Origin of the sequence: Phenylobacterium sp., assembly GCF_041916435.1 — a bacterium.
Lineage (GTDB): Bacteria > Pseudomonadota > Alphaproteobacteria > Caulobacterales > Caulobacteraceae > Phenylobacterium.
The window spans coordinates 301,813-328,367 of the sequence record NZ_JAYRZM010000005.1 but is presented as its reverse complement, the minus strand read 5'-3'; the positions used below and the strand labels follow the sequence as shown (position 1 = coordinate 328,367).

The following is a 26,555-nucleotide window of genomic DNA, read 5'->3' as shown; positions in this document are numbered from 1 at the left end:
AGGGTCCTAGGTGTCGGCTTCGGTGCGAAGCGGTCGGGAAAGCAGGTCCTGGATGGCGGTGTTCACGTCGGTGCGGCCGGCCAGCACCGCGTCCACCTCCGCGCAGATCGGCGTCTCGACGCCCACCTTGGCCGCCAGGGCGACGACGGCGGGCGCCGACGCCACGCCCTCGGCCACCGAGAGCTTGCCGGCCAGGGCTTCCTCCAGCGTGCGCCCCTGGCCCAGCGCCAGGCCCACGCTCATGTTCCGCGACTGGGCGCTGGAGCAGGTGAGCACCAGGTCGCCCAGGCCGCAGAGCCCGGCCACCGTCTCGGCCTGGGCGCCCAGAGCCACGGCCAGGCGCGTCATCTCGGCGAAGCCGCGGGTGATCAGGGCCGCATGGGCGCTGCGCCCCAGGCCGCGGCCCTCGACGATGCCGCAGGCGATGGCCAGCACGTTCTTCACCGAGCCGCCCACCTCCGCGCCGATCATGTCGGCGGCGAGATAGGGCCGGAACGTCGGCAGGGCCACGGCCTCCACCAGTTGCGCGCCGACCTCGGGATCGGGACAGGCCAGGGTGACGGCGGTGGGCAGGCCGCGCGCCACCTCGGCGGCGAAGCTCGGCCCCGACAGCACCGCGGGGACCGCCTGCGGCAGGGCCTCGGCCAGCACCTGGGTCATCAGCTTCAGCGTGCCTTGCTCCACGCCCTTGGAGCACAGCGCCACCGGCAGGCCGGGACGGGCGTAGGGCGCGAAGCCCGCGAGCGTGGCGCGCAGGTGCTGCGCCGGCGCCACCAGCAGCACCGCGTCGGCGCCCGCCAGGTCCTTCAGCTCGCCCGTCGCCCGCACCCGCGGCTCCAGGGTGAAGCCCGGCAGGAAGAGCGCGTTCTCGTGGCGGCCGTTGATCGCCTGCACGACCTCGGCCTCGCGGGCCCAGATCGTCACCTCGCCGCCGGCCCGGGCGCATACCTGGGCCAGGGCCGTGCCCCAGGCGCCCGCGCCGATGACGCCCATCTTCCTCATGCCTTCGCTCCCTTGCGGCCGGGCGTGTGGGTGGGATTGGCCAGGGCGGCGGCCTCGTCCAGCGGCCAGCGCGGCCGGGCCGGGGCGTCGAGCGGATCGGTCAGGCCGTCGGCCAGCCGCTCGGCGCCGGCCAGCGCGATCATCGCGGCGTTGTCGGTGCAATAGGCGAGCGGCGGGGCGGCGAAGGAGAAGCCGTGCGCCGCCGCCGCGGCCTCCAGCCGGGCGCGCACCGTCTTGTTGGCGGCCACGCCGCCGGCCACCACGAAGCGCAGGTCGCGGCCTTCGTGCTCGTGGGCGTAGAGGCTCATCGCCCGTTCGCTGCGCTCGGCGAGCTGGCGGGTGATCGCGCCCTGGACCGCGGCGGCCAGATCACGCCGCTCGTCTTCGCTCCTGACGGTCTCGGCGAGCCGCGCGGCGGCGGTCTTCAGGCCGGAGAAGGAGAAGTCGCAGCCCTTGCGGCCCAGCAGCGCGCGGGGCAGCTCGTAGCGGCCGGCGTCGCCGCCCTCGGCCAGGCGCTCCAGGGCCGGCCCGCCCGGGTAGGGCAGGCCCATGGCCTTGGCGATCTTGTCGAACGCCTCGCCCGCCGCGTCGTCCATGGTCGAGCCCAGCCGGCGGCAGGCGCCGACGCCCTCCACCGCCAGGAGCTGGCAGTGGCCGCCGGAGACCAGCAGCAGCAGGAACGGATAGGGGATGTGCGCGCCGAGCCGGGCCGAGACCGCATGGCCCTCCAGATGGTTCACCGCCACCAGCGGCAGGGCGCGGGCGAGCGCCACCGCCTTGCCGAAGCTGAGCCCCACCATCACCCCGCCCACCAGGCCGGGACCGGCCGTCGCCGCCACGCCGCTCAGCGCGCCATAGCCAAGACCGGCCTCGCGCATGGCCTGGCCGGCGATGGCGTCGATGGACTCGACATGGGCGCGGGCGGCGATCTCGGGCACCACGCCGCCATAGGGCGCGTGTTCGGCGATCTGGGAGGCGATCACCGAGGACAGCACCTCCACGCGCCCGTCGCCATGGCGGCGCACCACCGCCGCGGCGGTTTCGTCGCAGCTGGTCTCCAGGCCGAGCACGGTCTGAGGCGCGGTGATGGGACCCTCCGGGATGGTCTGGCGTTGCGGGGGGGAGGCCCGGCCTGCTAGCAGGCGGACTCCCGTTGACCGCCGAGGTAGCCCTCCCACCGTGCCCATGCAACCGCCCGTCCGGATCGGCGCCCGCGGCTCGAAGCTGTCGCTCGCCCAGGCCGGCATGATGCAACGCCGCATCGCCGCCGCCCTCGGCGCCCCGCCCGAAGAGGCCGAGCGCGTCGCCCCGCTGATCGTCATCACCACCACCGGCGACCGCGTGCAGGATCGCCGCCTGCTGGAGATCGGCGGCAAGGGGCTCTTCACCAAGGAGATCGAGGAGGCCCTGCTCGACGGGCGCATCGACTGCGCCATCCACTCGATGAAGGACATGCCGGCGATCGTGCCGGACGGCTTGGCCATCGCCGCCATCCCCGAGCGCGAGGACCCGCGCGACGCCTTCCTCAGCCTCAAGGCCGAGCGCATGGAGGACCTGCCGCAGGGCGCGCGGCTGGGCACCGCCTCGCTGCGCCGCCAGGCCCAGTCGCTGCACCACCGGCCGGACCTGGACGTGGTGATGCTGCGCGGCAACGTCGACACGCGCCTGGCCAAGCTTCAGGCCGGCGAGGCCAACGCGATCCTGCTGGCGCTGTCGGGCCTGAAACGCCTGGGCCTGGGCCATCTGCCCAAGAGCCTTCTGGATCCTTACGAGCGCCCGCCGGCGCCGGGACAGGGGGCGCTGGCCATCGAGACCCGCGCGGGCGACCTCGACGCGCCCTGGCTGGAGGCGGTGCGTCACGGCCCCACCGCCCTGGCGGTCGCGGCCGAGCGCGGCGCCATGGGCGCGCTGGAAGCGTCCTGCCGCACGCCGATCGGCGCCCATGCGGTGATCGAGGGCGCGCGCCTGAAGCTGGTGGTCGAGGCGCTCAGCCCGGACGGGGCGCTGCGCTTCCGCCAGGAAGGCGCGATCGACGCGGCCGCCGGAACCGACGCCGCCCGCGGCCTGGGCCTGGAGCTGGGCGCGAAGATCGCCGACGAGGCCGGCGACGCCATCCTCCTGCCCGAATGATGCCCCGGCATGGAGGCTTTGGGATTGATCCGCGTGGAACACCCCGCCACGGTTGAGCCAAGAAGCCGGAATCAACCGACGCCCTCATGACCGACCATCCCCAGCACGTCTGGATCACGCGCGCCCAGCCCGGCGCGGACGCCACCGCCGCGCGCGTGCGCGACCTGGGCCACGAGCCGATCGTGGTCCCGCTGCTGGCCGTCCAGCCGGTGGCGGCCCCCAGGATCGACCTCGACGACGTGGGCGCCCTGGCCTTCACCAGCGCCAACGGCGTGCGCGCCTTCGCCGACGCCAGTCCGCGCCGCGACCTGACGGTCTTCGCCGTCGGCCAGGCCACCGCCCGGGCGGCGCGCGAGGCGGGCTTTCGCAAGGTTCTGTCCACCGACGGCGACGTGGCGGCGCTGGCCCACGGCATCGCCGCGCGCCGCGCCGAGGTGGCCGGCGTCGTGCTGCATCCCGGCGCGGAAGAGCCGGCCGGCGACCTCGTGGGCGCCTTGGCCGAATGGAACGTGCCGGCCCGCCGCCTGGTGCTCTACGGCACCCAGCCGGTCAGCCTGGACGCGGCGGCGCTGGAGGCGGTGAAGCAGGCCGACGTGGCGCTGGTCTATTCGCCCAAGGGCGCGCGGGCCCTGGCCGAGATGCTGGACGCCCGCCCCGCGCCGAACCTTCGGATCCTCGGCCTGTCGCGCGCGGTGCTGGAGCCGCTGGCCGAGACGCCGGCGGCGGCCAAGGCCTTCGCGCCATTCCCTCTCGAAGCCGCCTTGCTGAATCTGATAGATCGTTAGGCCATGACCGTCTCGCCCGACCCCGCCGAACTGACCGCGCCGCGCGACCCGGCCAGCTATTCGGCCGCCCGCCGCGGTGGACCGGGCGTCTGGTCGCTGGTCGCCTTCGGGGTGCTGTGCGTGCTGGCGGGGGCGGCGATCGCCACCTTCGGGCCGAGCCTGCTGCCCGCCAAGCCGGACCTCGGACAACTGGCCGACACCGCGCTGCACGCCACCGAGCCCGCCGAGCCGGCCCGTATCGAGCCCGCGGCCGCGCCGCCCGCCGCGCCGCCGGCGCCGGCCGCGGCCGAGCCGGCAGGGTCCGACGAGGTCGCCGCCCTCTCCGACCGCCTGGCCTCGCTCGAGGCCCGGGACGCCAAGATCACCCAGGCCGCCGCCGCCGCGCTCTCGGCCGCGGCCCTGATGGAAGCCTCGCAGACCTCGCGCCCGTTCCTGCAGGAGCTGGCGGCGCTCGAAGCCATCTCGCCGTCCTCGAGCGAGCTCAGCGCCGTGCGCCGCCTGGCCGAGGCCGGCGCGCCGACCCGCGCGGCGCTGGCCCAGAGCTTCCCCGACTACGCCGCCCGCGCCGCCTCGGCCAGCCACACGCCGGGCGACGGCGCGGGCCTGCTGACCCGCATCGGCTACGCCCTGTCGCGGGTGGTCACCCTGCGCCGGGTGGGCGACGTCGCCGGCTCCAGCGTCGACGCCGTGCTCGCCCGCGCCGAACGCCAGGTGGAGGACGGCGACCTGGATTCGGCGCTGAAGACCCTGGACGGCCTGCCTCCCGCCGGGCGCGAGGCCCTGGCCGACTGGCGCGCGCGGGCCGAACGGCGCGCCGAGATCGACCGGCGCATCGCCGCCATCCGCGCCCAGGCGCTCGCCGACCTGGCGGGCCTGACCCGGCCGGGGGCCAAGACATGATCCGCGCCGGCCTGGTGCTGTTCCTGATCGCCGCGGCGGCCGTGGCGGTCCTGGCGATGACCGGCGACGCCGGCCGCGCCAGCGTGGTCTGGCTGGGCTGGCGCGCCGACACCACCGCCGCCGCGGCCGTGCTGATCACCCTGATCGCGGCCCTGATCGCCCAGGCGGTCTGGCGGCTGATCATCTGGGTGGTCGAGGCGCCCGCCCGCGCCGAGCGGGCCCGCGCCGACGCCCGCCGCCGCCAGGCCAACGAGGTGCTGACCCGCGGCTTCCTGGCCGCCGCCGCCGGCGACGGCTCCGAGGCGCGCCGCCTGGCCGGCAAGGCCGCCGACCTGGCCGACGAGGCGCCGGGCCTGGCCCGCGTGCTGGCCGCCCAGGCCGCCGAGGCCGCCGGGGATTCCCAGGCCGCCCACGCCGCCTACAGCGCCATGCTCGGCTTTCCGGAAATGCGCCTGGCCGGCCACCGCGGGCTGATGCAGCTCGCCGCCGCCCAGGGCGACCGCGAAGGCGCCCTGCGCCACGCCGAACAGGCCTTCGCCCTGGCCCGCACCGCCCGCTGGGCCTGGCGCGCGGTGCTGGAGGCGCGGCTGGAGGCCGGCGACTGGGACGGGGCGCTGGAGCTGGTGCAGAACGCCCTGGACCGCAAGATCGTCTCGCCCATCGTCGCCGACCGCGCCCGCTCGGCGCTGCTGGCCGCCTCCGCCGCGCGCCTGGAGCACGCGGTCGAGCCCAAGGGCCGGCAGATGGCGCTGGAGCAGGCGGTGGCCGCCGCCAAGCTGCAGCCCGGCTTCGCCCCCGGCGTGGTGATGGCCGCGCGGCTGCTGGCCGCCGACGGCAAGATCCAGCGCGCCTCGCAGATGCTGGAGGCGGCCTGGAAGGCCCAGCCGCACCCGGCCCTGTGGCTGGCCTACCGCGATCTCGTCACCGCCGAGACCCCGCGCCGGCGCGCCGACCGCCTGCGCGACCTGGCCGGCCTGAACCCCGCGCACCGGGAATCGCGCATCCTGTTCGTCGAGCAGGCGCTGATCGGCGGCGATCCGGCCGGCGCGGAAGAAGCGGTCAAGGCGCTGGACGGCGAGCCGGTGACCGCCCGCATCGCCGGCCTGCGCGCGCGGGTCGCCTTCGCCGCCGGCCGCGCGGACGAGGCCCGCATGTGGATGGCCCACGGGGTGGCCGCCCCGCAGGAGCCGGACTGGACCGACCTGGACCCGGAAGGCCGCGCCTTCGCCTACCAGCCCACCGACTGGGCGCGGCTGGTCTCCGCCTTCGCCGAGACCGGCGAGCTCGTCCACCCGCGCCACGAGCGCCGCGAGCGGGTGATGACCGAGCTGCCCGAGCTGCCCACGCCCTATCTGGAGCGCGCGCCGTTCCTGGAGGGGGCGCCGGTGGAGCCGGTGCTCTACCCCGCCGGCGAGGAGGCCCAGGGGGAGGCCCAGGGCGACGACGACCCGACCCCGCCGCTGCCCCCGCGCACCGGGGCGCGGCGATCGGCCTCGCGCAGGCGCTTGGCGAGCGCGCCGAGAGCCGCTAAATAGGCGCCTCCGCGGGACAGGGCCGCCTTCGCGCCGCCCCGCCCCAAGCCTTCGGGCCGCCATAGCTCAGCCGGTAGAGCGGCGCATTCGTAATGCGTAGGTCGGGTGTTCGAGTCACCCTGGCGGCACCACTTCCCTTCAAATCCAAGGTTCGGCGGCGCGCCTCACCGTCTCACCGCGCGGATCGGATCGCTTCCGTCCCAGGTCTCGGCGGCCTTGCGGACATGGTCGAAGAAGGCGCCCTTGCCGCCGCTGATGTCGGAGATCTCGATCACTGTGCCGGGGTGGGCCTCGGTGTCGAAATAGGCGAAGCGGCCCTGGGGCCCGCCGATCTGGCCCTCGTGGCCCACCGTGTAGCCGAGGCCGAGGGCGCGGTCGTAGAGGCCTTGGTAGTCGGTGGTCCAGTACGCCAGGTGCTGCAGCCCCTCGCGGCCTGCGTCCAGGAACTCCTTGTAGAGCGAGGGCGCCTCGTTGCGCGGCTGGATGAGCTCGATCTGCAGGTCGCCGGAGTTGGCGAGCGCGATGCTCATCTCCACGGCGGAATCGGCGCCCCGGTGGCGGAACCAGTCGGTCTGCACCCGGTCGATGTAGAACCAGGGGCCGACGCCCATCACCTCGACCCAGTGGCGCATGGCCGCCTCGATGTCGCGCACCACGTAGCCGTTCTGGCGGACCGGTCCGAAGATGCGGCTCATTCGGCGGCCTCCGCCCGGGGCGCGGCCTGCGCCGTGCTGAGGCCGGCGCCGCCCGGGCCCGGGCGGATGTAGACCGGCGGCGCCATCAGGCCCGCCTGGGCGGCGGCCTGGAACATGTCCTCCAGCGAGCCGGCGTCGGTGATGTCCTGGAATTCCTCGCCCTCGAAGTTCACGTTGGCGCCGTAGACCACCATGAAGCCCTCGGCCGGCTCCGGCGCGTCGGCCGGCACGGTGAAGGTGTGGATCGAGCCCGCCGGCTCGAAGAGATAGCTGCCGGCGGTCTGCGGATCATCCGGATACTCAGCGTAGTTCCAGCGGCCCTTGGTGGTGAAGAAGTGCACCACGCCGGTGTGGAAGTGCTTGGGCAGCACCGTGCCGGGCGCGAACTTGCCGTAGAGCACCCACACCCCGTTCTCCCGGTCCAGGAACAGCGGCGTGAGGTTGACCTCGCCGGGAGAGGCCGGCGTGTCGGCGATGTTCACCGTCAGCAGGCGATCCTGGTGGGTGGTGGTCTGCGGCAGCGCCATGGCGTCCTCCTGCGGCCCGGCCGCGATCGGCGAGGGCCTTGCCTAACGATTGTTCGTTAGGTAGCAGTCCATGCATGAACCTCGCCCTGGAAGCAAGCTCGCGCGACCGGATCCTCGACGTCGCCCTCGTCCTCTTCGCCCGCCAGGGCTACGCGGGCACCTCCATGCGCCAGATCGCTGGCGAGGTGGGGATGCGCGCCTCCAGCCTCTACAGCCACTTCGCCGGCAAGGAGGCGATCCTCAGCGCCCTGATCGACGCCTACGGCCCGGCGCGGGGCGCCAGCCGCCTGGCCTCGCCGGCCTACAGGGCGCTGGCCGACGACCCGGCCGCCTTCTGCCGGCGCTACGCGGCCGACTGGCTGGACCAGTGGTGCGACGTGAACGAGCGGCGGTTCATGGGCCTGTTGAACGCCGAGCCCAGCCGCATGGCCGATCACCGGGCCCACTTCGTCGAGACCCTGTTCGACCGCGAGGTGGTGGCGGTGGCCGACTACTTCCGCCGCTTCATCATGGCCGGCCGCATGCGGCCCGGCGAGCCGGCCGACTACGCGCGCCTGTTCATGGGCGGCATGACCTTCGTGCGCATGCAGCACCTGATGATGCCGCCCGAGCCCTCGCCGCGGGAAGTCATCGCCGAGGCGCTGGCGGGCACGGTGGAAGCCTTCCTCAAGCTCGTCGTGGTCGAAGCCTGATGTCCGTCCAGCTCTACGCCTTCACCTGCGGCTTCGTGACCATTCCGCGCGCCTTCATGCTCGACGGCGAGGACGGGGTGATCACCGTGCCGATCCCCTCCTACCTGATCATCCATCCCAAGGGCCGGGTCCTGTTCGACACTGGCCTGCACGATGCGATCCAGGAGGATTCGCTGGCCCACGTGGGCGAGAACCTGGCGCGCTACCACGCCTTCCAGTTCCATCCCGGCGAGGAGGTCGGCGCGCGGCTGGCGGCGATCGAGGTGGCGGCCGAGGGCGTGGACATCGTCATCAACTCGCACCTGCACTTCGACCACTGCGGCGGCAACGCCCAGCTCCCCAACGCCGACATCCTGATCCAGCGGCGCGAGGTCGAGCACGCCCGGGTGGTGAAGAACACCCACGGCTACCTCCTCGGCGACTGGGACACCGGCCAGCGCCTGCGCCAGGTCGAGGGCGAGCACGACGTCTTCGGCGACGGCGCCGTCGTCTGCCTGCCGACCTATGGCCACACGCCGGGCCACCAGTCGCTGCGGGTGCGCACCGAGCTCGGCGGCGAGTTCGTGCTGTGCGGCGACGCCTGCTACCTTCGGGAATCCCTGGAGAAGCTGCGCCTGCCGGGGATCATCGCCGACAAGGAGGCCGCGCTCGCCGTGTTCCGCCGCCTGCGCGAAATGCAGGCCCGCGGCTCGACGATCATGTTCGGCCACGACCCCGATTTCTGGACCACCATCCCCCAGGCCCCCGTGCGCCTGGGCTGACGCTGAACGCACAAGACCCCTAGGGAGAGACGAAATGGACGACCTCGCCGAGCGCCGCCTGAAGACCGTGCGCGACCACATGGCGCTGGAGTGCGTCAACGACTGGGACGGGGTGATCGCCACCTTCCAGCACCCGCGCTACGAGATGTACGGCCCCGGCACGGTGTTCGACGGCGAAGCCGAGGTGCGCGGCTATTTCACCGCCTCGCGCACGCCCTTCCCCGACCAGGCCAACGAGATCGTCGCCATCGCCCATGCCGGCAACACGGTGCTGGTGGAGTTCTTCCTCACCGGCACGCACCTGGGGCCGCTGCGGACGCCCAAGGGCGTGGTCGAGCCCACCGGCAAGAGCTTTCGCGTGCGCATGGCCGCGACCTTCGAGTTCCCGCCCGGCGGCGACAAGATCATCTGCGAGCGGCCCTACTTCGACCAGTCCATGGTGCTGCGCGCCCTGGACCTGGTCTAGGAGGCGGCGATGGGAGGACGCGTCGAGGGCAAGATCGCCTGCATCACCGGGGCGACGGGCGGCATCGGGCGCGCCGCGGCCCTGACCCTGGCGCGGGAAGGCGCGCTGGTGGTGGCCACGGATCTGGCGGCCGACCGGGGCGCGGAGCTCGTCGCCGAGATCGAGGCGGCGGGCGGCAAGGCCCGGTTCCTCGCCCACGACGTCACCGACGAGGACGCCTGGGCCGGGGTGATCGCCGACATCGACCGCGAACACGGCCGCCTCGACGTGCTGGTCAACAACGCCGGCATCGGCCTGTCGGCGCCGGTGACCGAGATGAGCCTTTCCGACTGGCGGCGGCAGACGGCGGTCAACCTCGACGGGACGTTCCTGGGAGTGAAGCACGCCCTGCCGCTGATGCGCCGGGGCGGGGGCGGCAGCATCGTCAACGTCTCCTCCATCGCCGGGCTCAAGGCCTCGCCCAACGTCTCCGGCTACTGCGCCACCAAGGCGGCCGTGCGCTATTTCACCAAGTCGGTGGCCCTGGAGTGCGCGGCGCTGAAAGACGGCGTGCGGGTCAACTCCCTGCACCCCGGCATCGTGGCGACGGCGATCTGGGACAGCCTGATCGGCACCCGGCCGGACGGGTCGAACGAGCGGCCGCGCGGCGCCACCCTGGCCGCCTTCACCGAACGCGCCGTGCCGTTCGGCCGCCCCGGCCTGCCCGAGGAGGTGGCCGCCGGCGTCCTGTGGCTCGCGAGCGACGAAAGCAGCTACGTGAGCGGGACCGAGCTGGTGATCGACGGCGCCCGCTCGATCGCCTGAGCCGGGCCGGCCGCTACCAGGCGCAGCGCCCGGCGAACAAAAGGTCCACGGCCTGGTCGGCGTAGGCGCCCGCCTCGTCCTCGGAGATCGCGTGGACGCCCTCCTCCAGGTGCAGACGGCCGTAGAGCATGGCCAGCAGCATCTGCGCCACCTGCTGCGGATCGCGGGGCGGGACGGCGTCGGCCTTGGTGCCCTCGACGATGTCGTCGACCAGTTGCTGCAGGGCGAAGCGGATGGCCGTGCCGTAGAAGGCGCGGCCGATCTCCGGGGCGACGGCGGGCCCCCGGACCAGCTTCTCGAAGGCGCGGATCTCCTCGGTGGCGAAGGCGCGGGCGATCACCCTGGCGTGGCGGCGCATGCGGTCCTCCAGGCCCTCCCGCGACGACGGATCGGGCTGGCCGAACTCGGCCGACCAGGCGGCGACGCGCGCCTCCATCACCGCGCGCAGCAGCGCCTCCTTGATGGGGAAGCGCGCGTAGAGCGTGCCCTTGGAGACGCCGGCCTGCGCCGCCACCGCCTCCATCGAGGCGCTGTCGAATCCGACCGACAGGAAATGCTCGGTGGCGGCCGCCAGGATCGAGCGATTGATCGCCTCCACCTGGGCCGCCGTCGGCCGCCCGCGCCTGGGCACGAAGGCTTCGGCCCGGTCCGCGCGGCCGGGGGCGAATGCGCCGGTACGAGGTTTCACCAACTGATCCTGATCCCGGCGACTCTACTGACCACGCGCTCAAGCGGCACTACGGCGAACCTTACGTCGCCGCGCCGGCCGGCGAAACGGCCCGGCCGCGCACATTTGCGCTAGGGCGCGACCAGCCGCCGTGCCAGGTCGATCATGTCGAAAGTGATGCGCAGCCGGGCGTCCTCGTCCATCTCGTCCCAGTGGGCCACCGCCCAGCGGTCCATCGCCTCGCCCAGGCCCATCACGCTGTCGGCCAGCAGCGACAGGGGCAGGTCCGTGCGCACGACGCCCAGCTCCTGGCCGCGGGCGATCACCTTGGCCACCCAGCGGGCCCCGGCCTGGAACACCCGGTCGGTGGGCCCGCCGCCCTTGGATTCGCCGCGCACGCGGTAGAACATGCGCCCGAGCTTTATGTACCAGGCGTCGCCATTCATCACCGCGACGGCGCGCCGGCCAAGCGCCTCCAGCTCGCTCCAGTACGTCTCGGCGGTCAGGGCCTGCGGATCGAACCCGCCGATATCCTTGAGCAGGAAGGCGATGGAGCGCTCGACGAGGGTGGTGAACAGGTCGGCCTTGTCGTTGAAATAGTAGTAAAGCGAGCTTTTGCTCATACGCGATCGCGTGAGGATCCGGTTGAGCGAGGCGCCGTCGTAACCGCGCTCGCCGAACTCCTCGGCGGCGCTGTCGAACAGGCGCTGCTGGCGTTCGGCGTCCAGATTCTCGAAGCGGGCTCGGCTCATGGCCTTGACCTATAGCATCGGGCGGGTCTATGGACCAGAGCTGTGGACTGACTGGTCCACACTAATAGTCCAATCCTGGCGGGCAGCCGAAGGCGGCCCTGGGCGTTCGAGCCGAAACGCGCGGAGGAAGACGATGATCGCGATGCGACAAGAAAGACGCCCCAATCGCCGGGGGACCGCCGCCTGGCTGGCGGCCGCCCTGGCGCTCGCCGCGGCCGCGCCGGCCTTCGCCGCCGATCCGGCCGCCCTGATGCGCGCGGCCTTCGACAACTGGCGGGCCAAGAGCTCGCGCACGACCGTGACCATGACGATCCACCGCCCGTCGTGGGAGCGCAGCCTGACCATGACCGGCTGGACCCAGGGCGACGACCAGGCGCTGGTGCGCTTCACGGCGCCGGCCAAGGACGCCGGAAACGCCACCCTGAAGCTCGGTGACGAGACCTGGATCTACAATCCGAAGCTGCGCCAGACGATCAAGCTGCCGGCCTCGATGCTCTCGCAGTCCTGGATGGGATCGGACTTCTCCTACGACGACCTGGCCAAGTCCGACGACCTGCTCACCGACTACACCTACAAGATCACCGCGACCGCGCTGGCCGGCGGCCACACCACCTATGACATCGAGGCGACGCCCAAGCCCGGCGCGCCGATCGTCTGGGGCAAGCAGGTGGTGCGGGTGCGCGACGACGGCATCATCCTGAAGGAGGTCTTCTTCGACCAGGACATGAAGCCCGTGCGGACCATGACCACCGAGAAGGTGGGCGCCATCGGCGGGCGCGACTATCCGCTGGTGCTGGTGATGCGCCCCGAGGGCGAGGCGGGCCGCTGGACGCGTATCGAGACCACGGCGGGCGAGTTCAACATCCGCCTGCCCGACCACATCTTCACCCGCTCCAACCTCGAGAACCCGAGGGGTTGAGGCGATGCTGCTGGCCATGGCCTGGCGCAACCTGTGGCGACGGCCGGCGCGCACCTGGCTGAGCGTCGCCAGCATGGCGTTCGCCAGCGCGCTCCTGGTGTTCATGCTGTCGTTCCAGCTCGGCTCCTACGCCACCATGAAGTCCAACGCGCTGAAGATCTTCGACGGCTACGCCCAGATCCAGCCCAAGGGCTACGCCGACGACCCGGACGTGCGAAAGACCATCGAAGCACCCGAAGCGCTGGTGAAGCAGGTGGAGGCCGTGCCCGGCGTCACCGCCGCCGCGCCACGGGCGAGCTCCTACGTGATCCTGGCCAACGGCGAGGTGAGCTATGGCGCGGCTATCGCGGGCGTCGATCCGGCGCGCGAGCCGCGCGTCTCCACCATCGCCGGGACCGTGCGCCAGGGCCGCTACCTGAAATCCGGCGACGCGGGCTCCATCATCCTGGGCGACGTGCTGGCGAAGAACCTCGGCGTGAAGCTGGGCGACCAGATCACGCTGCTGGGCTCGGCGGCGGACGGAACCATCGCCGCCGACAGCCTGCGGCTGGTCGGCGTCTTCCATACCGGCATAGCCGAGCTGGACGGCCAGGTGGCGGAGATGCCGCTCGCCCGCTTCCAGGAGGATTTCGCCCTGGGCGATGCGGTCAATCTGATCGCCCTGGTGGGGCGCGACCTGCCGGCGGTGAACCGCCAGCTCGGCGCCCTGCGCGCCATCGCCGAACCCCACGCCCTGGTGGTGCAGGACTGGGGCGCGCTGCAGCCCGGCATGAAGCAGGCGATCACGCTCGACTTCTCCACCGGCCTTCTCTGGTACGCGAGCCTGGTCGTGGTGGTGGCCTTCATCATCCTCAACACCCTTCTGATGTCGGTGCTGGAGCGCACGCGCGAGTTCGGCATGCTGCTCGCCATCGGCATGCGCTCTGACCGGATCGGGGCGATGATGTGGGCCGAGCTGGTGCTGCTGGCGCTCATCGGCAACGGCCTGGGAATCCTGGTCGGCGGGGCGGTCTCGCTGTGGTTCGCCGCGCACGGCATCGCCTTCAGCGGGCTCGAGGGCCTGCTCGCCCAATGGGGCCTGCCCGGCCGGCTCTATCCGGAGATCAGCCCGGCGAGCATCCTGTCCGGCCCGCTGGCGATCATCGCCTCGATCGCGCTGGGCGGCCTGTTCCCCTTCCTGCGCATCCGCAGGCTGCGGCCGGTGGAGGCGATGGGGGCGGCATGACGGACACCCTCGCCCTTCTGGCCCCGCTCGCCTGGCGCAGCCTGTGGCGCAATCCGCGGCGCACGGTGATCACCCTGATCGTGGTGGCCGCCGGGCTCTATTCCATCCTCTGCTTCGCCGCCCTGCTGGACGCGTGGGCCCGCTCCAGCCGCGACGCCGCGCTCGACCTGCTGACCGGCTCGGGCCAGATCCACGCCCAGGGCTATCTGGAAGACGCCACGGTAGGCCGGCGCATGGCCCCGCCCGCGGGGGCGCTCGAGGCCGCCCTGAAGACGCCGGCCGTGGGCGCCTGGGCCGCCCGGGTGCGCGTGCCGGCGGTGATCCAGAGCGAATACAAGACCCTGCCGGTCACCCTCCTGGGCGTGCATCCCGAACAGGAGCGGGTCATTTCCACCCTGCCCCGCGAGATCGCCCAGGGCCGCTACCTGAAGGCCGACGGCGACATCGGCGTGGTGCTGGGCGCGCACCTGGCCAAGCGGCTGAAGACCCGCGTGGGCAAGCGGGTGATCGTCATGGCGCAGGACGACAGCGGCGCGCTCGCCCAGCGCAGCTACGAGGTGACCGGCCTCTTCGCCGGAAACCTGGACGCCGAGGACCAGTTCGCCTTCACCGGGATCGACACGGCCCAGGCCATGCTGGGGATCGGCCGGGACATTTCCGAGGTCAGCTTCAAGGTGGCCGACGACAAGGCGCTCGCGGGCGTCGTCGCCGGCTTGCGCCGCGCCGCGCCGGGGCTCGACGTGCGGCCCTGGACCACGCTCTCGCCCATGGCCGCGGCCATGGACAGCTTCATGCGCGCCTTCGTCTACATCTGGCTGTGGATCATGTTCGTGCTGATGGCCATCGGCATCATCAACACCCAGCTCATGGCCGTGTTCGAACGCATGCGCGAGTTCGGCCTGCTGCAGGCGCTAGGCATGCGCCCCAGGCTGATCCTGGCCGAGGTGCTGCTGGAATCGGCCATGCTGATCGGCCTGGGCGTCCTCATCGGCGCGGGTCTTTCGGTGCTGACCGTGCTGGCGCTCTCCGGCGGGCTCGACCTGCATTTCCTAGCCCAGGGCGCGGAGTTCTTCGGCGTCGGCCACGTGCTCTATCCGCGCCTGGCGCCGCTGCAGGTCCTTGAGATCTCGCTGCTCATCTGGGTGCTCGGCGTGATCGTCGCCCTGTGGCCGGCCCGCAAGGCGGCCGCATCCAGCCCCGTGGAGGTCATGAGCCATGCCGCCTGACGCCCCAGCCGCCGGCGAGGCGGCGCCCATCGTCTCCTGCCGGGGCGTGGTGAAACGCTACAGGATGGGCGCGATCGAGGCCCCGGCGCTGAACGGCGTCGACCTGGACATCGCCGCCGGCGACTTCGCCACCCTGGCCGGCCCCTCCGGCTCGGGCAAGACGACCCTGCTCAACATGATCGGCGGGCTGGACCATCCCACGGCCGGCGAGGTGATCGTCGACGGGGTGCGCCTGGGCGGGCTGGACAAGGACGCCCTGACCGACCTTCGCCTGCGCAAGATCGGCTTCGTCTTCCAGGCCTACAACCTGATCCCCGTGCTCTCGGCGGTGGAGAACGTGGAGTTCGTGCTGCAGCTCCAGGGGGTGGACGCCGCCGAGCGCCGCCGCCGAGCCGTCGCCGCGCTGAAGGACGTGGGGCTTGAGGGCTTCGAGAACCGTCGGCCCGCCTACATGTCCGGCGGACAGCAGCAGCGGGTGGCCGTGGCCCGCGCCCTGGTGGCCAAGCCCGCCATCGTGCTGGCCGACGAACCGACCGCCAACCTCGATTCCAAGACCGCCGAGGATCTCGTGGCCCTGATGGCCCGGTTGAACCACGAGGCGGGCGTCACTTTCCTGATCGGCACGCACGATGCGCGCGTGATCGCGCGCACCCGCCGCCACATCGAGATGACCGACGGCCGCATCACCGCCGACGAACGCCGCGCCGCGGCCTTCGCTTAAGGAGAAGCGGTGCGCCCCAGCCTGATCCTGGCGGGCCTCGCCGCCGCGCTCGCCGGATCGCCGGCCCTGGCCGAGCCCCTGCACGGGCGGATCTCCCTGGCCGACCAGGCCGCCTTCAACTCGTCCGACAGCCTGGACGCCGCGCTCGGCGACCGCGCGACGAACGACGCCCTGGGCGACCTGCGCCTGACCTGGGAGCCCCGCGCGGGCGCCTGGGACTTTTCCGTGCACTACGAACTCGGCGCGGAGGCGGGACCGGGCGTGGCGACGAGCCGGGCCGAGGCGGCGATCCTGGGGCGGGCGCCGCCGGCCACGCTGCTCGACCTCACGGGCGCCGTCGCCGACCGCGACCGGCTCACAATCGTCCACCGCATCGACCGGCTGGCCGTGGGCTATTCCACCCCCGACTGGGTGGTGCGCGTCGGCCGCCAGGCGCTGACCTGGGGCGCGGGCACGGTGTTCCATCCGATGGACCTGGTCGATCCCTTCGCGCCCGACGCGGTGGATGTCGACTACAAGGCCGGCGTGGACATGATCTATGTCCAGAAGCTGTTCGCCGACGGCTCGGACCTTCAGTTCATCGCCGCTCCAAGGCCGGCGCGGCCGGGCGGGCCCGTGGAGGCCGACGCAAGCACCTTCGCCCTGCACTATCACGGCGCGGCCGGGGCCATCGGGACCACGGCGATGCTGGCCCGCGACCACGGCGACTGGACCGCGGCGGCCGGACTGAGCGGCCCCCTGGGCGGGGCGGTGTGGAATCTGGAGATCGTGCCCACCTGGCTGGACGGGCGGGCGGCGCGCCTGTCGCTCCTGGCCAACGTCAGCGACGCCCTGGCCCTGGCCGGGCGCAACGCCACGGTGTTCGCCGAATACCATCGCAACGGCTTCGGCGCGTCGGGCGAGCCGGCGCTGGACGCCCTGCCCGCCGGCCTCGCCGAGCGGATCGCCAGGGGCCAGGCTTTCACCGTGTCGCGCGACTACCTGGCCGCCGGGATTTCGCTGGAATGGACGCCGCTCCTCACCCTGGCGCCCACGCTGATCGCCAACCTGGACGACGGGAGCGCCTATCTGGTCGGCCAGGCCACCTGGTCGCTGAGCGACGACGCGGTGCTGATCGCCGGCGCCCAGGCGCCGATGGGCCCGGGCGGGACGGAGTACGGCGGCCTGCCGCTGAGCGCCGGCTCGGCCGTGCGGGTCGCCCCGGCCAGCCGGTTCTACCTGCAGCTACGCCGCTACTTCTGAGGTCCGGCCCTAAGGCTCTTCGTTCTCGCCGCCGTCGCCGGAGTCCAGCAGGTAGAACTCGTGCCACATGCCGTTGAGCACGCCGAAGGCGACGGCGAGGCCGAGGCCGAGAACCCAGGTGAAATACCACATGGCTTTCGCCCTTTCTCAGTAGAGGTCGGGATTGGTGGACAGGTCGGCCACCGAGACCCGGCCCCACAGCACCTTGAACACCCAGGCGGTGTAGAGCAGCACGATCGGCAGGAAGACCAGGGTCACCAGCAGCATGATGAACAGGGTCATGTGGCTGGACGAGGCGTTCCACACCAGAAGGCTCGACTTCGGGTCGATCGAGCTGGGCAGGATGAAGGGGAACATCGACAGCCCCACCGTGGAGATGATGCCCAGCGTCGCCAGCGACGAACCGGCGAAGGCCGCTGCTTCCCGCCCGGCGCGCACGCCGACCAGGCCCAGGGCCGCGCCGGCGAAGCCGAGGATCGGGGCGATCCACATCCAGGGATAAGCCGAGTAATTGCTCAACCAGGCGCCCGGCGCCGCCGCGGCCATGGCGCGCAGCGGGTTGGACGGGCCGGCCGGGTCCACCGCGCCCTCCAGCCTGTAGCCCAGGCCGCCGAAGGCGACGAAGGCGTAGCCCACGGCGAAGAGGACGATGGCCGCGGCGGCCGCGATCGTGCCGTAGGTCCGCGCCCGGTCGCGCACCGGGCCGTGCTCGGCCTTGATGGTCAGCCAGGCCGAGCCGTGCAGCACCAGCATGGCGACCGACAGCAGGCCGCAGACCAGGGTGAAGGGGGTGAACAGGCCGAAGAAGCCGCCCTCGTAGACGGCGCGCAGGTCGCTATCCAGGCGGAAGGGAATGCCTTGCAGCACGTTGCCCACCGCCACGCCGAACACCAGGGCCGGCGCGAAGCCGCCGACGAACAGCGCCCAGTCCCACGACGCGCGCCAGGCCGGATTGGGCCGCTTGGAGCGGTACTTGAAGCCCACGGGCCTGAGGATCAGCGAGGCCAGCACGGCGAACATCGCCAGGTAGAAGCCGGAGAAGCTGACGGCGTAGACGAACGGCCAGGCCGCAAAGATCGCCCCGCCGCCCAGGATGAACCACACCTGGTTGCCTTCCCACGTCGGGCCGATGGTGTTGATCACCATGCGCCGTTCGCCGTCGTTGCGAGCGACGAAGGGCAACAGCGCCGCCACGCCCAGGTCGAACCCGTCGGTGAGCGAGAAGCCGATCAGCAGGACGCCCAGAAGGCCCCACCAGATGACCCTGAGGGTCGGATAGTCGAGGGGAAGGTCCATCAATCGCCTCCTTACTCGGCCGGGAGCGGAGCGGGCGCGGGGGCCTCGCCGCCGGTCTCGCCGGGATGATCATGGTGCGCATAGGGTCCGCGCCGCACCGTGCGCACGATCAGTCCGATCTCGACCACCGCCAGGGTGCTGTAGAGCAGGGTGAAGCCGATGATCGTCAGCCAGACCTGGCCCTTGGTGAGGCTGGAGCCGCCCAGGAAGGTGGGCAGCACCCCGTCCACCGCCCAGGGCTGGCGGCCAAGCTCGGCCAGCAGCCAGCCGGACTCGGCGGCGAGCCACGGCAGCGGAATGATCGCCACCGCCAGGCGCAGGAACCACTTGGTGTCGCAGCGCCGCATCGAGGCCAGGACGAAGGCCGTGGCGAAGACGGCGATGAAGAAGAAGCCCAGCCCCGCCATGGCGCGGAACACCCAGAACATCACCGGCACGTTCGGCACGGTGTCGAAGGCCGCCTTGCGGATCGTCGCCTCGTCGGCCGTGCGCGGGTCGGCCACGTAGCGCTTCAGGAGCAGGGCGTAGCCCAGGTCCGCGCGATGCATCTCGAAGTCGGCGCGGGCGGCCTTGTCGTCAGGCGAGGCCTTGATCCGCTCCAGGGCGTCGTAGGCCTTCACCCCGTTCTCGATGCGGTCCTGCGCCTGGGCCACCAGCGGCAGGATGCCCTCCACCGGCCGGTCGATGCTGCGGGTGGCGATCAGCCCCAGGACGTAGGGGATCTTCACCTCGAAGTGCGTGGTGTGCGTCTTCTGGTCGGGAACGCCGAAGGCGGTCAGGCCGGCAGGCGCGGGCTCGGTCTCCCACATGGCCTCCAGGGCCGCGAGCTTCATTTTCTGGTTGTCGGTCAGGGCGTAGCCGCTCTCGTCGCCCAGCACGACCACCGACAGCGACGACGCCAGGCCGAAGGCGGCGGCCACGGCGAAGGAGCGCTTGGCCACTCCCGGCCACTTGCCCCACAGGAGCATCAGGGCCGAAATCCCCAGCACGAACACCGAGGCGGTGGTGTAGCCGGCGCTGACCGTGTGGACGAACTTGGCCTGGGCCACCGGGTTGAACAGCACGTCGCGGAAGCTGGAGACCTCCATGCGCATGGTGTCGGGATTGAACACCGCGCCGATCGGGTTCTGCATCCAGCCGTTGGCCACCAGGATCCACAGGGCCGACAGGTTCGAGCCCAGGGCGACCATGAAGGTGACGAACAGGTGCTGCTGCTTGGACAGCCGGTCCCAGCCGAAGAACATCAGGCCGACGAAAGTCGCCTCCAGGAAGAAGGCCATCAGCCCTTCGATCGCCAGGGGCGCACCGAAGATGTCGCCGACGTAGTGGGAGTAGTACGACCAGTTCGTGCCGAACTCGAACTCCATGGTGAGCCCGGTGGCCACGCCCAGGACGAAATTGATGCCGAAGATCGTGGCCCAGAACCGCGTTATGGTTCGCCAGATCGGCCGGCCGGTCATCACATAGACGCTCTCCATGATGACGAGCAGGAACGACAGCCCCAGCGTCAACGGCACGAAGAGAAAGTGGTACATCGCCGTAAGGGCGAACTGCAGACGAGAGAGCTCGACGGCGCCAAGGTCCATGACTCGATACCCCTTTGCTGGGGCCCCTTAAACACCCGCGTGACGGCTAAATCAATATTAGAATGTGTGAATGTATTCATGTATGATCGGCGAGTCCCATGAGCCGCGCCGATGAAGCCGCCGATCGCAGGCTCCTGGCCCTCCTGGGCCGCGCGCATGGCGATCCCCGCGTTCCGCTTACGACGCTGATTGTCCTGGACTCCCTGGCCGCGGCGGGCTTCGCCGCCGGACTGGTGGCGGCCCTCGTCACTCAAGCCCAGATCGAATCCCTGGCGGCCATGGCCGGCGCGCTCGTCGTGCGCGCCCTGGCCGCCCAGGGACTCGCCCGCCTGGCCGCCGAGCACGCCCGGCGGGTGAAGTCGGCCGTCCGACGACGCGTCCTGACCGCGGCCCTCGGCCGGCGGCGGGGCGACGCGGCCAGCCTGGGCGAGGCCGGCGGCGCGGTCGTCGAGGAGGTCGAGGCCCTGGACGGCTATTTCGCCCGCTACGCCCCGGCGCGCCTGGGCGCCACCGTCGCGCCGCTGGCCATCTGCGCCGCCGTGGCCCTGGCCAGCCCGATCGCCGCGGCGATCCTCCTGGCCACGCTGGTCCCCTTCGTCATGGTCATGATCCTGGCCGGCGGCGCGGCGGCCGGCGAAGCCCGCCGCCAGTTCCAGGCCCTGGCCCGGCTGTCCGGCCTGTTCGTCGACCGGGTGCGCGCCCTGCCGGTGGTGCTGGCCTTCCAGGCCGAGGCGGCCGAGACCGCCCGCGTGGGCGAGGCCGCCCGCGAAGTCGGCGAACGCACGCTCGGCGTGTTGCGCATCGCCTTCGTCTCCACCGCCGCCCTGGAGTTCTTCGCCGCCCTGGCGGTGGCCCTGGTGGCGGTCTACGCCGGCTTCTCCCTGTTGGGCCTGTTGCCGTTCAAGGTTCCCGAGACCATCGACTTCCCCCGCGCCTTCTACGCCCTGGCGCTGGCGCCGGAGGTCTACGCGCCGCTGCGCCGGCTGGCCGCGGCCTATCACGAAAAGCAGCTCGGCGAGGCCGCCGCCGGACGCCTGGGCGGCTGGCTGGAGGAGACGGCCGAGACCGCGCCGCGGCCGGCGCCCCTGATCCGGCAGGCGCCGCAGGTGGTCTTCCAGCAGGTGGAGATCGCCTTCGACGACCTGGTGATCGGTCCGGTCGAGGCGACATGTCCGGCCGGCGGGCTCACGGTGCTGCTCGGCCCCACCGGCTCGGGCAAGACCAGCCTGCTGGAGGCGCTGCTGGGCCTGAAGCCGCTGGCGGCGGGCGACATGCGCGTGGACGGCTTCAGCCTGGCCGAGACCGGCGGCTTCGCGGCGGTCGCCGCCTGGGCCGGCCAGGCGCCGGCCCTCGTCCCCGGCTCGCTGCTCGACAACCTGACCCTCGCCGCGCCGGGCGTCACCCCCGAGGCCGCCCTCGAGATGGCCCGCGCCGTCGGGCTGGACGCCGCCCTCGCGCGCCGCGCCGACGGCGCCGAGGCCTGGATCGACGAGCGCGGCGGCGGCCTTTCCGGCGGCGAGCGGCGGCGGCTGTCGCTGGCCCGCGCGCTGTTGAAGCCCGCGCCGCTGCTGCTGCTGGACGAGCCCACCGCCGACCTGGACGCCGCCGCCGAGGCCGAGATCATCGCCCTGGTCCGCGCCGCCGCCGGGCCGCGCACGGTGATCGCCGCCACCCATTCGCCGGCCCTGGCCGACATCGCCGACCATGTCGTGAGGCTGGCCTGATGCGCGACCATCCCCTCGACCGCTTCCTGGCCGGCCAGGTCCGCCGCCGCCGGCTGGACCTGTCCGTCGCCGCCCTCTCGGCCCTGACGACCGCCGCGGCCGCCACCGCGCTCCTCGGGCTTTCCGGCTGGTTCCTGGCCGGCGCGGCGCTGGCGGGCGCGACCGGAGCGGCAGCGGCGACGGGATTCAACTACCTCCTGCCCAGCGCCGGCATCCGCGCCTTCGCCATCCTGCGCACCGCGGGCCGCTACGGCGAGCGGCTGTTCAGCCACCAGGCGGCGCTGCGGGCCCTGGCCGAGCTGCGCCCAGCCCTGTTCGCCAGCCTGGCCGCCGCCGACCCGGAACGCTCACTGAAGCTGTCGTCCGGCGAGGCGGCCGCGCGGCTGGTGCAGGACGTCGAGGCGGTGGAGACCGTCTTCGTGCGCCGCTCCGCGCCCTGGGCCGCCGCCGCGGGGGCCGGCGTCGCCGCCGCCCTGATCGCCATCGCCTCGCCGTGGGCGGCGCTGGCGTTCCTCATCGGGCTCGCCGCCCAGCTCTGGGCCGGCGAAGCCCTGGCGCGGCGGGTCTCGGCCGAGCCCGGCCGCCAGGCCCTGCGCGCCGCCGGCCGGCTGAAGGACGGCTTCAACGCCTACGCCGCCGCCGCGCCCGAGCTCCACTGCTTCGGCCTGCTGGACCGGGCGGTGGACGCGGTGATGGCCCACGACCGGGCGCTGGGCGAGGCCAAGGCCCGGCGGGCGCGCGGCGAGGCCCTGCTGGGCGCGGCGCAGACGGCGATCCTGGCCGCCACCCTGGTCGCGGTCCTGGCGCTGAGCGCCAAGGCCGGCCTGCCGCTGATGGCCCTGGCGGCCCTGGCGACGCTGTCGGGCGTGGAAGGCGCGGCTGGTCTCTTGGCCGCCGCCGAGCAGAAGGGCGCCCTGGCCGAGGCGCGCGAACGGCTGTCGGCCCTGCTCGGCGATCCGGCCGCCGCCCCGCCATCCAGGCCGGTCGACGCCAGCCTGGAGATCGACGGCCGGCCGCTGACGCCCGGCGGGCGCGTGGCCATCGTCGGCCCCTCCGGCTGCGGCAAGACCCGCACCCTCGAAGCCCTGCTCGGCCTGCGCACGCCGCCCAAGGGCCACTTCCGGACGGCCGGCGGACCGCTGGAGGCCCAGCCGATCGGCGCGGCGCGGCCGCTGTTCGCCTATGCGCCGCAGGACAGCCGGCTGATAACCGGCACGGTGCGCGAGAACCTGCTGCTCGGCGCGCCGGGGGCCGGCGACGCCGAACTCTGGGCCGCCCTGGCCGACGCGCGGCTGGAAGCGCGCGTGCGCGCCCTGCCGAACGGCCTGAACACCTGGATCGGCGACGGCGGCGAGCAGCTTTCCGGCGGCGAGCGGCGCCGGCTCAGCCTCGCCCGCGCCTATCTGCGCACCGCGCCGTGGCTGGTGCTGGACGAGCCCACCGAGGGGCTGGACGCGGCCACCGAGACGGCCCTGGTGGACGCTCTCGATAAGCGCCTGACGCGCACGGGCCAGGGCCTGATCCTGGTCAGCCACCGGCCCGCGCCGCTCGAACTCTGCGGCGCGCGCCTGCCGGCCACGGCGGACTAGCCGCGGGGGAACAGGGCGAACTTCCGCGGCTCGAGCCGCACATCCTGGCCGCGCGAGAGCCCACGGACCTGATCGGCCGCGAGCTCCAGCTCGATCGCCTGCCCGCCCGCCGAGCATTCCAGGCGCACCGCCGGGCCGCGGACGACCGCCGTGTCGAGACGGGCCGCAAAGCCGCCGCCGCCCGGCGGATCCACCGCCACGTCGTGCGGGCGGAAATAGACCTGGACCGGCCCGTCCGGACGGCCGGGCGCGGGGAGCCGCGCGCCGAGCAGCCGCAGTTCGCCCGCGCGCACCTCGCCCTCCAGCCGGTTGGCCGCGCCCAGGAAATCGAAGACGAACGGGCTGGCCGGCCGCTCATAGACCTCGGCCGGGCTTCCCGTCTGCACGATCCGGCCGTCGCTGAGGATCGCCACCTGGTCGGCCAGGTCCAGGGCCTCGTCCTGGTCGTGGGTGACGAACACGGTGGTCACGCCGGTCTCGTCATGCACCCGCCGCAGCCAGCGGCGCAGGTCGCGGCGCACCTTGGCGTCCAGGGCCCCGAAGGGTTCGTCGAGCAGCAGCAGGCGCGGTTCGATGGCCAGGGCGCGGGCCAGGGCCACCCGCTGCTGCTGGCCGCCGGAAAGCTGGCCGGGGTAGCGCCCGCCCATCCCCTCGAGCTGCACCAGGGCCAGGAGCTCCTCCACCCGCGCGGCGATCCGGGCGCGGGAGGGCCGCTGGGCGCGCGGCCGGGCGCTGAGGCCGAAGCCGATGTTGGCCGCCACGCTCATGTGCCGGAACAGGGCGTAGTGCTGGAAAACCATCCCGGCCCGGCGCTCCCGCGGGCTGAGCGCCAGGAAGTCCTCCCCGGCGTAGCGCACCGCCCCGGAGCTGGGCTGGGCCAGACCGGCCAGGATGCGCAGGAGCGTGGTCTTGCCCGAGCCGGACGGACCAAGCAGCGCCAGGAACGCCCCGTCGTCCACCGTCAGCGAGACGTCGTGCAGGGCGGCCGTGGGGCCGTAGCGCTTGGCCAGGTCTTCGACGATCAGCGGCATGGGGCGTGGCTCGGCGGGGCCGGCGGCGCGATCCCCGGCGAGCGCCTATTCGACCACGCGCCCGAGGGCGCCCGTCAAGAGCCGGCTCAATAGGGCGCGGCGGGAACCTTGCCGGGCCAGGTCAGGAAGCCGTTGGGATCGCGGCCGGCGGCGCCGGTGGACACCCTCTGGCAGCAGCCGTCCGGCGCGCCAGCCTCGCCGCGGCGATAGCTGGCGCCGTCCTCATAGCGCTCGCTGTAGCTCGAGGACGACGAGCCGCTGGAGGACGAGCCGCTGGAGTAGCTGCGCTCGGAATAGCTGCTCGACGAGGAGCTGTAGGACGAAGCCGCCCCGGCATGGTCGCGCGCGCCTTCGCGGTAGCCCTCGGCGCGGCCTTCGGCGTAGGCGCGGGCCGCGGCGTCGTCGGAAGCACCGTAGCTGTCATGCCGCTCGTAGCGCTCGTAGGACCGGCCGCCGGAGCTGTAGCGGTCGTCCTGACGGCGGTCGTCCTGGCGATAGCCGTAGCGCTCGCCGCGGTCGGCGAAATGCTCCACCGCGCCGGACTGGCCATAGGCGTGGTAGTGGTCGGCCTCACGGTCGGCGTAGCGGTCTTCGGCCGGCGGCGGCGGATAGCCGCGATGCTCGTGATAGCGCTCGTCGTAGCCGTACTTGCGGGTCTCGCCGTGGTAGCGCTTGTAGGGGTAGAGGCCCGGCTCGACGCGGGCGACCGCGCCGTGCGTGACCTTGTGGCGGACCGCCTTGCGGTGGACCTTGTGACGCACGGCCGGCTTGGCCTTCAGCGAGACCTTATGCACCGCCGGCGCGGGCGGGCAGACCGGCTTGGGCTGCGGCGGGCAGGCGGCGACGGGCGCCGCCGCCGTGGTCGTGGCGGGCGTCTCCGCGCCGGGCGCGGCCGGCGCGATCGGCGCCGTGACCGCCGTCGGAAGCGGCGGCTTCGGCGTGGTTTTCTCGCCGCAGGCGCCGAGCGCCAGCACGGCGGCGAAGGGGATCAGCAGACGGAAACGCATGGCGGCCTCTGGGTCACTTGGCGCGCGAGGATGGAGAGCCATTCCCGTTAACGCTGTGCGATTCTCCATGTGCGCGAAGGAACGCGTCTATCAGGCGATCATACAGATCCAGTCGTTTATAGTCGCGAAACGCCTCGGGCGCCGCCCGCCAGGCCCGCCCGAAAGCCGCCAGCCGGCCCGGTTCGGCGGCGATTTCGTCCAGCGGCGAGAGCCACACGCGGATGGTGAAGAGCACGCCGCCGGTGCGCGGCAGCCGGCGCAGGGTCTGCCGCTCCACCCGCGTGAACAGGGCCCGGCCCACGTCCTCGGGGGCGATGTCGGCGATGCGGGCGCGCATCGGCGCCGGATCGGGCGCGGAGAGCTCGGCCGAGTTGACCACGCTCCAGTTGCGACGCTCCAGGATCAGCCCCGGCCGCAGGCCGTCGAAGATGCGCTGCACGCGGGTGAGGAACCGGTCCTGGAAGCCCGTCACCGGGCCGTGCAGCTCCGAAAGGCTTTGGCCGATCACGTCCGAGGCCGAGAAGAAGCTGCCGGCCGACAGGCTGAGCGCGGCGAGGCGCCAGGCGCCGCCGGTCTTTTCCATCAGGCACAGGTCGTCGGACAGGCGCCTGGCGGCGGCGTAGATCGGCGGCAGGTCGGAGCGCGGCGCCGGATCGGGTCCGAGCGCGGCGGCCACCAGTTCGGCGACCTCGGCCTGGCCCGTCCGCGACCCCGGCGTCTGGGCGAAGACCTGGGCCCGATGCGCCGCGTAGAGCGCGTCCTTGCGCGCGGCGGGATCGGCCTCGCCGCCCTCCAGCCAGTCGGCCTCGGCGATGGGCTTCAGGCCGATGGCGAAGTCCGCCGCTTCCGCCCAGGGCGCGTGGCGCGGGCTCATCGCCGCAGCGTGCGCCGCGCCAGCGCGAACAGCAGCAGGGCCGCCGCCACGCCGACGACGTCGGCGGCCAGGTCGCGCCAGTCGCCGTCGCGCCCCAGGTCCATGGTCGCCTGCAGAATCTCGATGAGCGCGCCGAGCGCCGTCACGCCGACGATCATGCGGACCGGATGGCGCGGAAACAGGACCAGGCCCAGCCCCGCGAGCACCAGGAAGGCCAGGGCGTGCTCGCCCTTGTCCCAGAAGCTCACCTGCGGCAGCTCATCGCTCGGCGCCAGGGTAAGCCAGAGCAGGACCGCCACCGCCGAGCCGAACACGGCGCTGCGAAGCGGCAGGGGCAGGCGATCGGGAGTCATGGCCCGCTCCATAGCAGATCGCCGCGCGGCTCGCCGCTTGCGCCGCCGC

The 26,555-nt window shown here is 72.8% G+C and carries 28 protein-coding genes and 1 tRNA gene; 16 read left to right on the top strand and 13 right to left on the bottom strand.

The window, feature by feature from the left end; all coding sequences use genetic code 11:
* Window positions 1-6 precede the first annotated feature (6 nt).
* Entirely contained in the window at window positions 7-1,002 is a 996-nt protein-coding gene (locus ACE3TA_RS15970; protein WP_374575289.1) for an NAD(P)H-dependent glycerol-3-phosphate dehydrogenase, read from the bottom strand.
* Window positions 999-2,090: a tRNA (adenosine(37)-N6)-threonylcarbamoyltransferase complex transferase subunit TsaD gene (gene tsaD, locus ACE3TA_RS15965; RefSeq protein ID WP_374575465.1), complete on the bottom strand. Its 1,092-nt coding sequence runs from the start codon at window positions 2,088-2,090 to the stop codon at window positions 999-1,001. Before tsaD ends, ACE3TA_RS15970 begins: the two co-directional genes overlap by 4 nt.
* Window positions 2,091-2,181: 91 nt before the next feature.
* Here tsaD and hemC point away from each other — a divergent pair, with 91 nt between their 5' ends.
* From hemC to ACE3TA_RS15940, 5 genes are all read left to right on the top strand, one after another.
* A complete protein-coding gene (gene hemC / locus ACE3TA_RS15960; protein WP_374575288.1) occupies window positions 2,182-3,132 on the top strand; it encodes a hydroxymethylbilane synthase in 951 nt (316 codons plus the stop codon).
* A gap of 86 nt (window positions 3,133-3,218) precedes the next feature.
* The gene (locus tag ACE3TA_RS15955) at window positions 3,219-3,917 is read left to right on the top strand and encodes a uroporphyrinogen-III synthase (protein ID WP_374575287.1); all 699 of its coding nucleotides are present in this window, start codon (window positions 3,219-3,221) and stop codon (window positions 3,915-3,917) included.
* A gap of 3 nt (window positions 3,918-3,920) precedes the next feature.
* Entirely contained in the window at window positions 3,921-4,817 is an 897-nt protein-coding gene (locus tag ACE3TA_RS15950) for a COG4223 family protein (RefSeq protein ID WP_374575286.1), read from the top strand.
* Entirely contained in the window at window positions 4,814-6,352 is a 1,539-nt protein-coding gene (locus tag ACE3TA_RS15945) for a heme biosynthesis protein HemY (RefSeq protein ID WP_374575285.1), read from the top strand. Before ACE3TA_RS15950 ends, ACE3TA_RS15945 begins: the two co-directional genes overlap by 4 nt.
* Before the next feature lie 52 nt (window positions 6,353-6,404).
* Window positions 6,405-6,480, top strand: a tRNA-Thr gene (locus ACE3TA_RS15940).
* A 33-nt stretch (window positions 6,481-6,513) separates the two neighbouring features.
* Here ACE3TA_RS15940 and ACE3TA_RS15935 read toward each other — a convergent pair.
* Window positions 6,514-7,044, bottom strand: coding sequence for a VOC family protein (locus tag ACE3TA_RS15935; protein ID WP_374575284.1), 531 nt, complete (start codon window positions 7,042-7,044; stop codon window positions 6,514-6,516).
* Complete coding sequence (locus ACE3TA_RS15930) at window positions 7,041-7,571, bottom strand: 2,4'-dihydroxyacetophenone dioxygenase family protein (protein ID WP_374575283.1); 531 nt, start codon at window positions 7,569-7,571, stop codon at window positions 7,041-7,043. Before ACE3TA_RS15930 ends, ACE3TA_RS15935 begins: the two co-directional genes overlap by 4 nt.
* 74 nt (window positions 7,572-7,645) lie before the next feature.
* Between ACE3TA_RS15930 and ACE3TA_RS15925 the strand changes: the two genes are divergently transcribed.
* The 4 genes from ACE3TA_RS15925 to ACE3TA_RS15910 are packed head-to-tail and all read left to right on the top strand — an operon-like array spanning window position 7,646 to window position 10,294.
* Window positions 7,646-8,263, top strand: coding sequence for a TetR/AcrR family transcriptional regulator (locus tag ACE3TA_RS15925; protein WP_374575282.1), 618 nt, complete (start codon window positions 7,646-7,648; stop codon window positions 8,261-8,263).
* Window positions 8,263-9,024, top strand: coding sequence for an N-acyl homoserine lactonase family protein (locus ACE3TA_RS15920; RefSeq protein WP_374575281.1), 762 nt, complete (start codon window positions 8,263-8,265; stop codon window positions 9,022-9,024). Before ACE3TA_RS15925 ends, ACE3TA_RS15920 begins: the two co-directional genes overlap by 1 nt.
* Window positions 9,025-9,058: 34 nt before the next feature.
* Window positions 9,059-9,490 carry an ester cyclase gene (locus ACE3TA_RS15915; RefSeq protein ID WP_374575280.1) on the top strand — a complete coding sequence of 144 codons (432 nt, stop codon included), beginning with the start codon at window positions 9,059-9,061 and terminating at the stop codon, window positions 9,488-9,490.
* Window positions 9,491-9,499: 9 nt separating this feature from the next.
* Window positions 9,500-10,294, top strand: coding sequence for an SDR family NAD(P)-dependent oxidoreductase (locus ACE3TA_RS15910; RefSeq protein ID WP_374575279.1), 795 nt, complete (start codon window positions 9,500-9,502; stop codon window positions 10,292-10,294).
* Window positions 10,295-10,307: 13 nt separating this feature from the next.
* Here ACE3TA_RS15910 and ACE3TA_RS15905 read toward each other — a convergent pair whose 3' ends face one another.
* Window positions 10,308-10,982 carry a TetR/AcrR family transcriptional regulator gene (locus tag ACE3TA_RS15905; protein ID WP_374575278.1) on the bottom strand — a complete coding sequence of 225 codons (675 nt, stop codon included), beginning with the start codon at window positions 10,980-10,982 and terminating at the stop codon, window positions 10,308-10,310.
* A gap of 110 nt (window positions 10,983-11,092) precedes the next feature.
* Window positions 11,093-11,713, bottom strand: a complete 621-nt coding sequence (locus tag ACE3TA_RS15900; protein WP_374575277.1) for a TetR/AcrR family transcriptional regulator — start codon at window positions 11,711-11,713, stop codon at window positions 11,093-11,095.
* A 142-nt stretch (window positions 11,714-11,855) separates the two neighbouring features.
* Between ACE3TA_RS15900 and ACE3TA_RS15895 the strand changes: the two genes are divergently transcribed.
* Genes ACE3TA_RS15895 through ACE3TA_RS15875 form a run of 5 tightly spaced genes read left to right on the top strand, consistent with a single transcriptional unit; the run spans window position 11,856 to window position 17,046 of the window.
* Entirely contained in the window at window positions 11,856-12,632 is a 777-nt protein-coding gene (locus ACE3TA_RS15895; RefSeq protein WP_374575276.1) for an outer membrane lipoprotein-sorting protein, read from the top strand.
* Window positions 12,633-12,636: 4 nt separating this feature from the next.
* Complete coding sequence (locus tag ACE3TA_RS15890; protein ID WP_374575275.1) at window positions 12,637-13,857, top strand: ABC transporter permease; 1,221 nt, start codon at window positions 12,637-12,639, stop codon at window positions 13,855-13,857.
* Window positions 13,854-15,083 (top strand): ABC transporter permease, encoded by a 1,230-nt coding sequence (locus ACE3TA_RS15885; protein ID WP_374575274.1) that lies wholly within the window; start codon window positions 13,854-13,856, stop codon window positions 15,081-15,083. Before ACE3TA_RS15890 ends, ACE3TA_RS15885 begins: the two co-directional genes overlap by 4 nt.
* On the top strand, window positions 15,073-15,804 hold the full coding sequence (locus ACE3TA_RS15880; protein ID WP_374575273.1) for an ABC transporter ATP-binding protein: 732 nt from the start codon (window positions 15,073-15,075) through the stop codon (window positions 15,802-15,804). The genes ACE3TA_RS15885 and ACE3TA_RS15880 overlap by 11 nt, the downstream gene beginning before the upstream one ends.
* A gap of 9 nt (window positions 15,805-15,813) precedes the next feature.
* The gene (locus tag ACE3TA_RS15875; RefSeq protein ID WP_374575272.1) at window positions 15,814-17,046 is read left to right on the top strand and encodes a hypothetical protein; all 1,233 of its coding nucleotides are present in this window, start codon (window positions 15,814-15,816) and stop codon (window positions 17,044-17,046) included.
* A 9-nt stretch (window positions 17,047-17,055) separates the two neighbouring features.
* Here ACE3TA_RS15875 and cydX read toward each other — a convergent pair whose 3' ends face one another.
* From cydX to ACE3TA_RS15860, 3 genes are read right to left on the bottom strand one after another with little or no spacing between them, the layout of a single operon-like run.
* Window positions 17,056-17,178 (bottom strand): cytochrome bd-I oxidase subunit CydX, encoded by a 123-nt coding sequence (gene cydX, locus ACE3TA_RS15870; protein ID WP_374575271.1) that lies wholly within the window; start codon window positions 17,176-17,178, stop codon window positions 17,056-17,058.
* Between the two features lie 15 nt (window positions 17,179-17,193).
* Complete coding sequence (gene cydB / locus ACE3TA_RS15865; RefSeq protein WP_374575270.1) at window positions 17,194-18,342, bottom strand: cytochrome d ubiquinol oxidase subunit II; 1,149 nt, start codon at window positions 18,340-18,342, stop codon at window positions 17,194-17,196.
* Between the two features lie 11 nt (window positions 18,343-18,353).
* A complete protein-coding gene (locus ACE3TA_RS15860; protein WP_374575269.1) occupies window positions 18,354-19,928 on the bottom strand; it encodes a cytochrome ubiquinol oxidase subunit I in 1,575 nt (524 codons plus the stop codon).
* Between the two features lie 98 nt (window positions 19,929-20,026).
* Between ACE3TA_RS15860 and ACE3TA_RS15855 the strand changes: the two genes are divergently transcribed.
* Both ACE3TA_RS15855 and ACE3TA_RS15850 read left to right on the top strand, forming a co-directional pair.
* Window positions 20,027-21,652: an ATP-binding cassette domain-containing protein gene (locus ACE3TA_RS15855; protein WP_374575268.1), complete on the top strand. Its 1,626-nt coding sequence runs from the start codon at window positions 20,027-20,029 to the stop codon at window positions 21,650-21,652.
* Window positions 21,652-23,241, top strand: a complete 1,590-nt coding sequence (locus ACE3TA_RS15850) for an amino acid ABC transporter ATP-binding/permease protein (protein WP_374575267.1) — start codon at window positions 21,652-21,654, stop codon at window positions 23,239-23,241. Before ACE3TA_RS15855 ends, ACE3TA_RS15850 begins: the two co-directional genes overlap by 1 nt.
* Here ACE3TA_RS15850 and ACE3TA_RS15845 read toward each other — a convergent pair.
* The 4 genes from ACE3TA_RS15845 to ACE3TA_RS15830 all read right to left on the bottom strand — a co-directional run bounded on the left by ACE3TA_RS15845 (window position 23,238) and on the right by ACE3TA_RS15830 (window position 26,506).
* Window positions 23,238-24,272 (bottom strand): sulfate/molybdate ABC transporter ATP-binding protein, encoded by a 1,035-nt coding sequence (locus ACE3TA_RS15845; protein ID WP_374575266.1) that lies wholly within the window; start codon window positions 24,270-24,272, stop codon window positions 23,238-23,240. The two genes, ACE3TA_RS15850 and ACE3TA_RS15845, sit on opposite strands and share 4 nt — an antisense overlap.
* 86 nt (window positions 24,273-24,358) lie before the next feature.
* The gene (locus ACE3TA_RS15840) at window positions 24,359-25,279 is read right to left on the bottom strand and encodes a hypothetical protein (RefSeq protein WP_374575265.1); all 921 of its coding nucleotides are present in this window, start codon (window positions 25,277-25,279) and stop codon (window positions 24,359-24,361) included.
* 13 nt (window positions 25,280-25,292) lie between these two features.
* Window positions 25,293-26,153, bottom strand: coding sequence for a heme-dependent oxidative N-demethylase subunit alpha family protein (locus tag ACE3TA_RS15835; protein WP_374575264.1), 861 nt, complete (start codon window positions 26,151-26,153; stop codon window positions 25,293-25,295).
* Window positions 26,150-26,506: a hypothetical protein gene (locus ACE3TA_RS15830; RefSeq protein WP_374575263.1), complete on the bottom strand. Its 357-nt coding sequence runs from the start codon at window positions 26,504-26,506 to the stop codon at window positions 26,150-26,152. Before ACE3TA_RS15830 ends, ACE3TA_RS15835 begins: the two co-directional genes overlap by 4 nt.
* Window positions 26,507-26,555 lie beyond the last annotated feature (49 nt).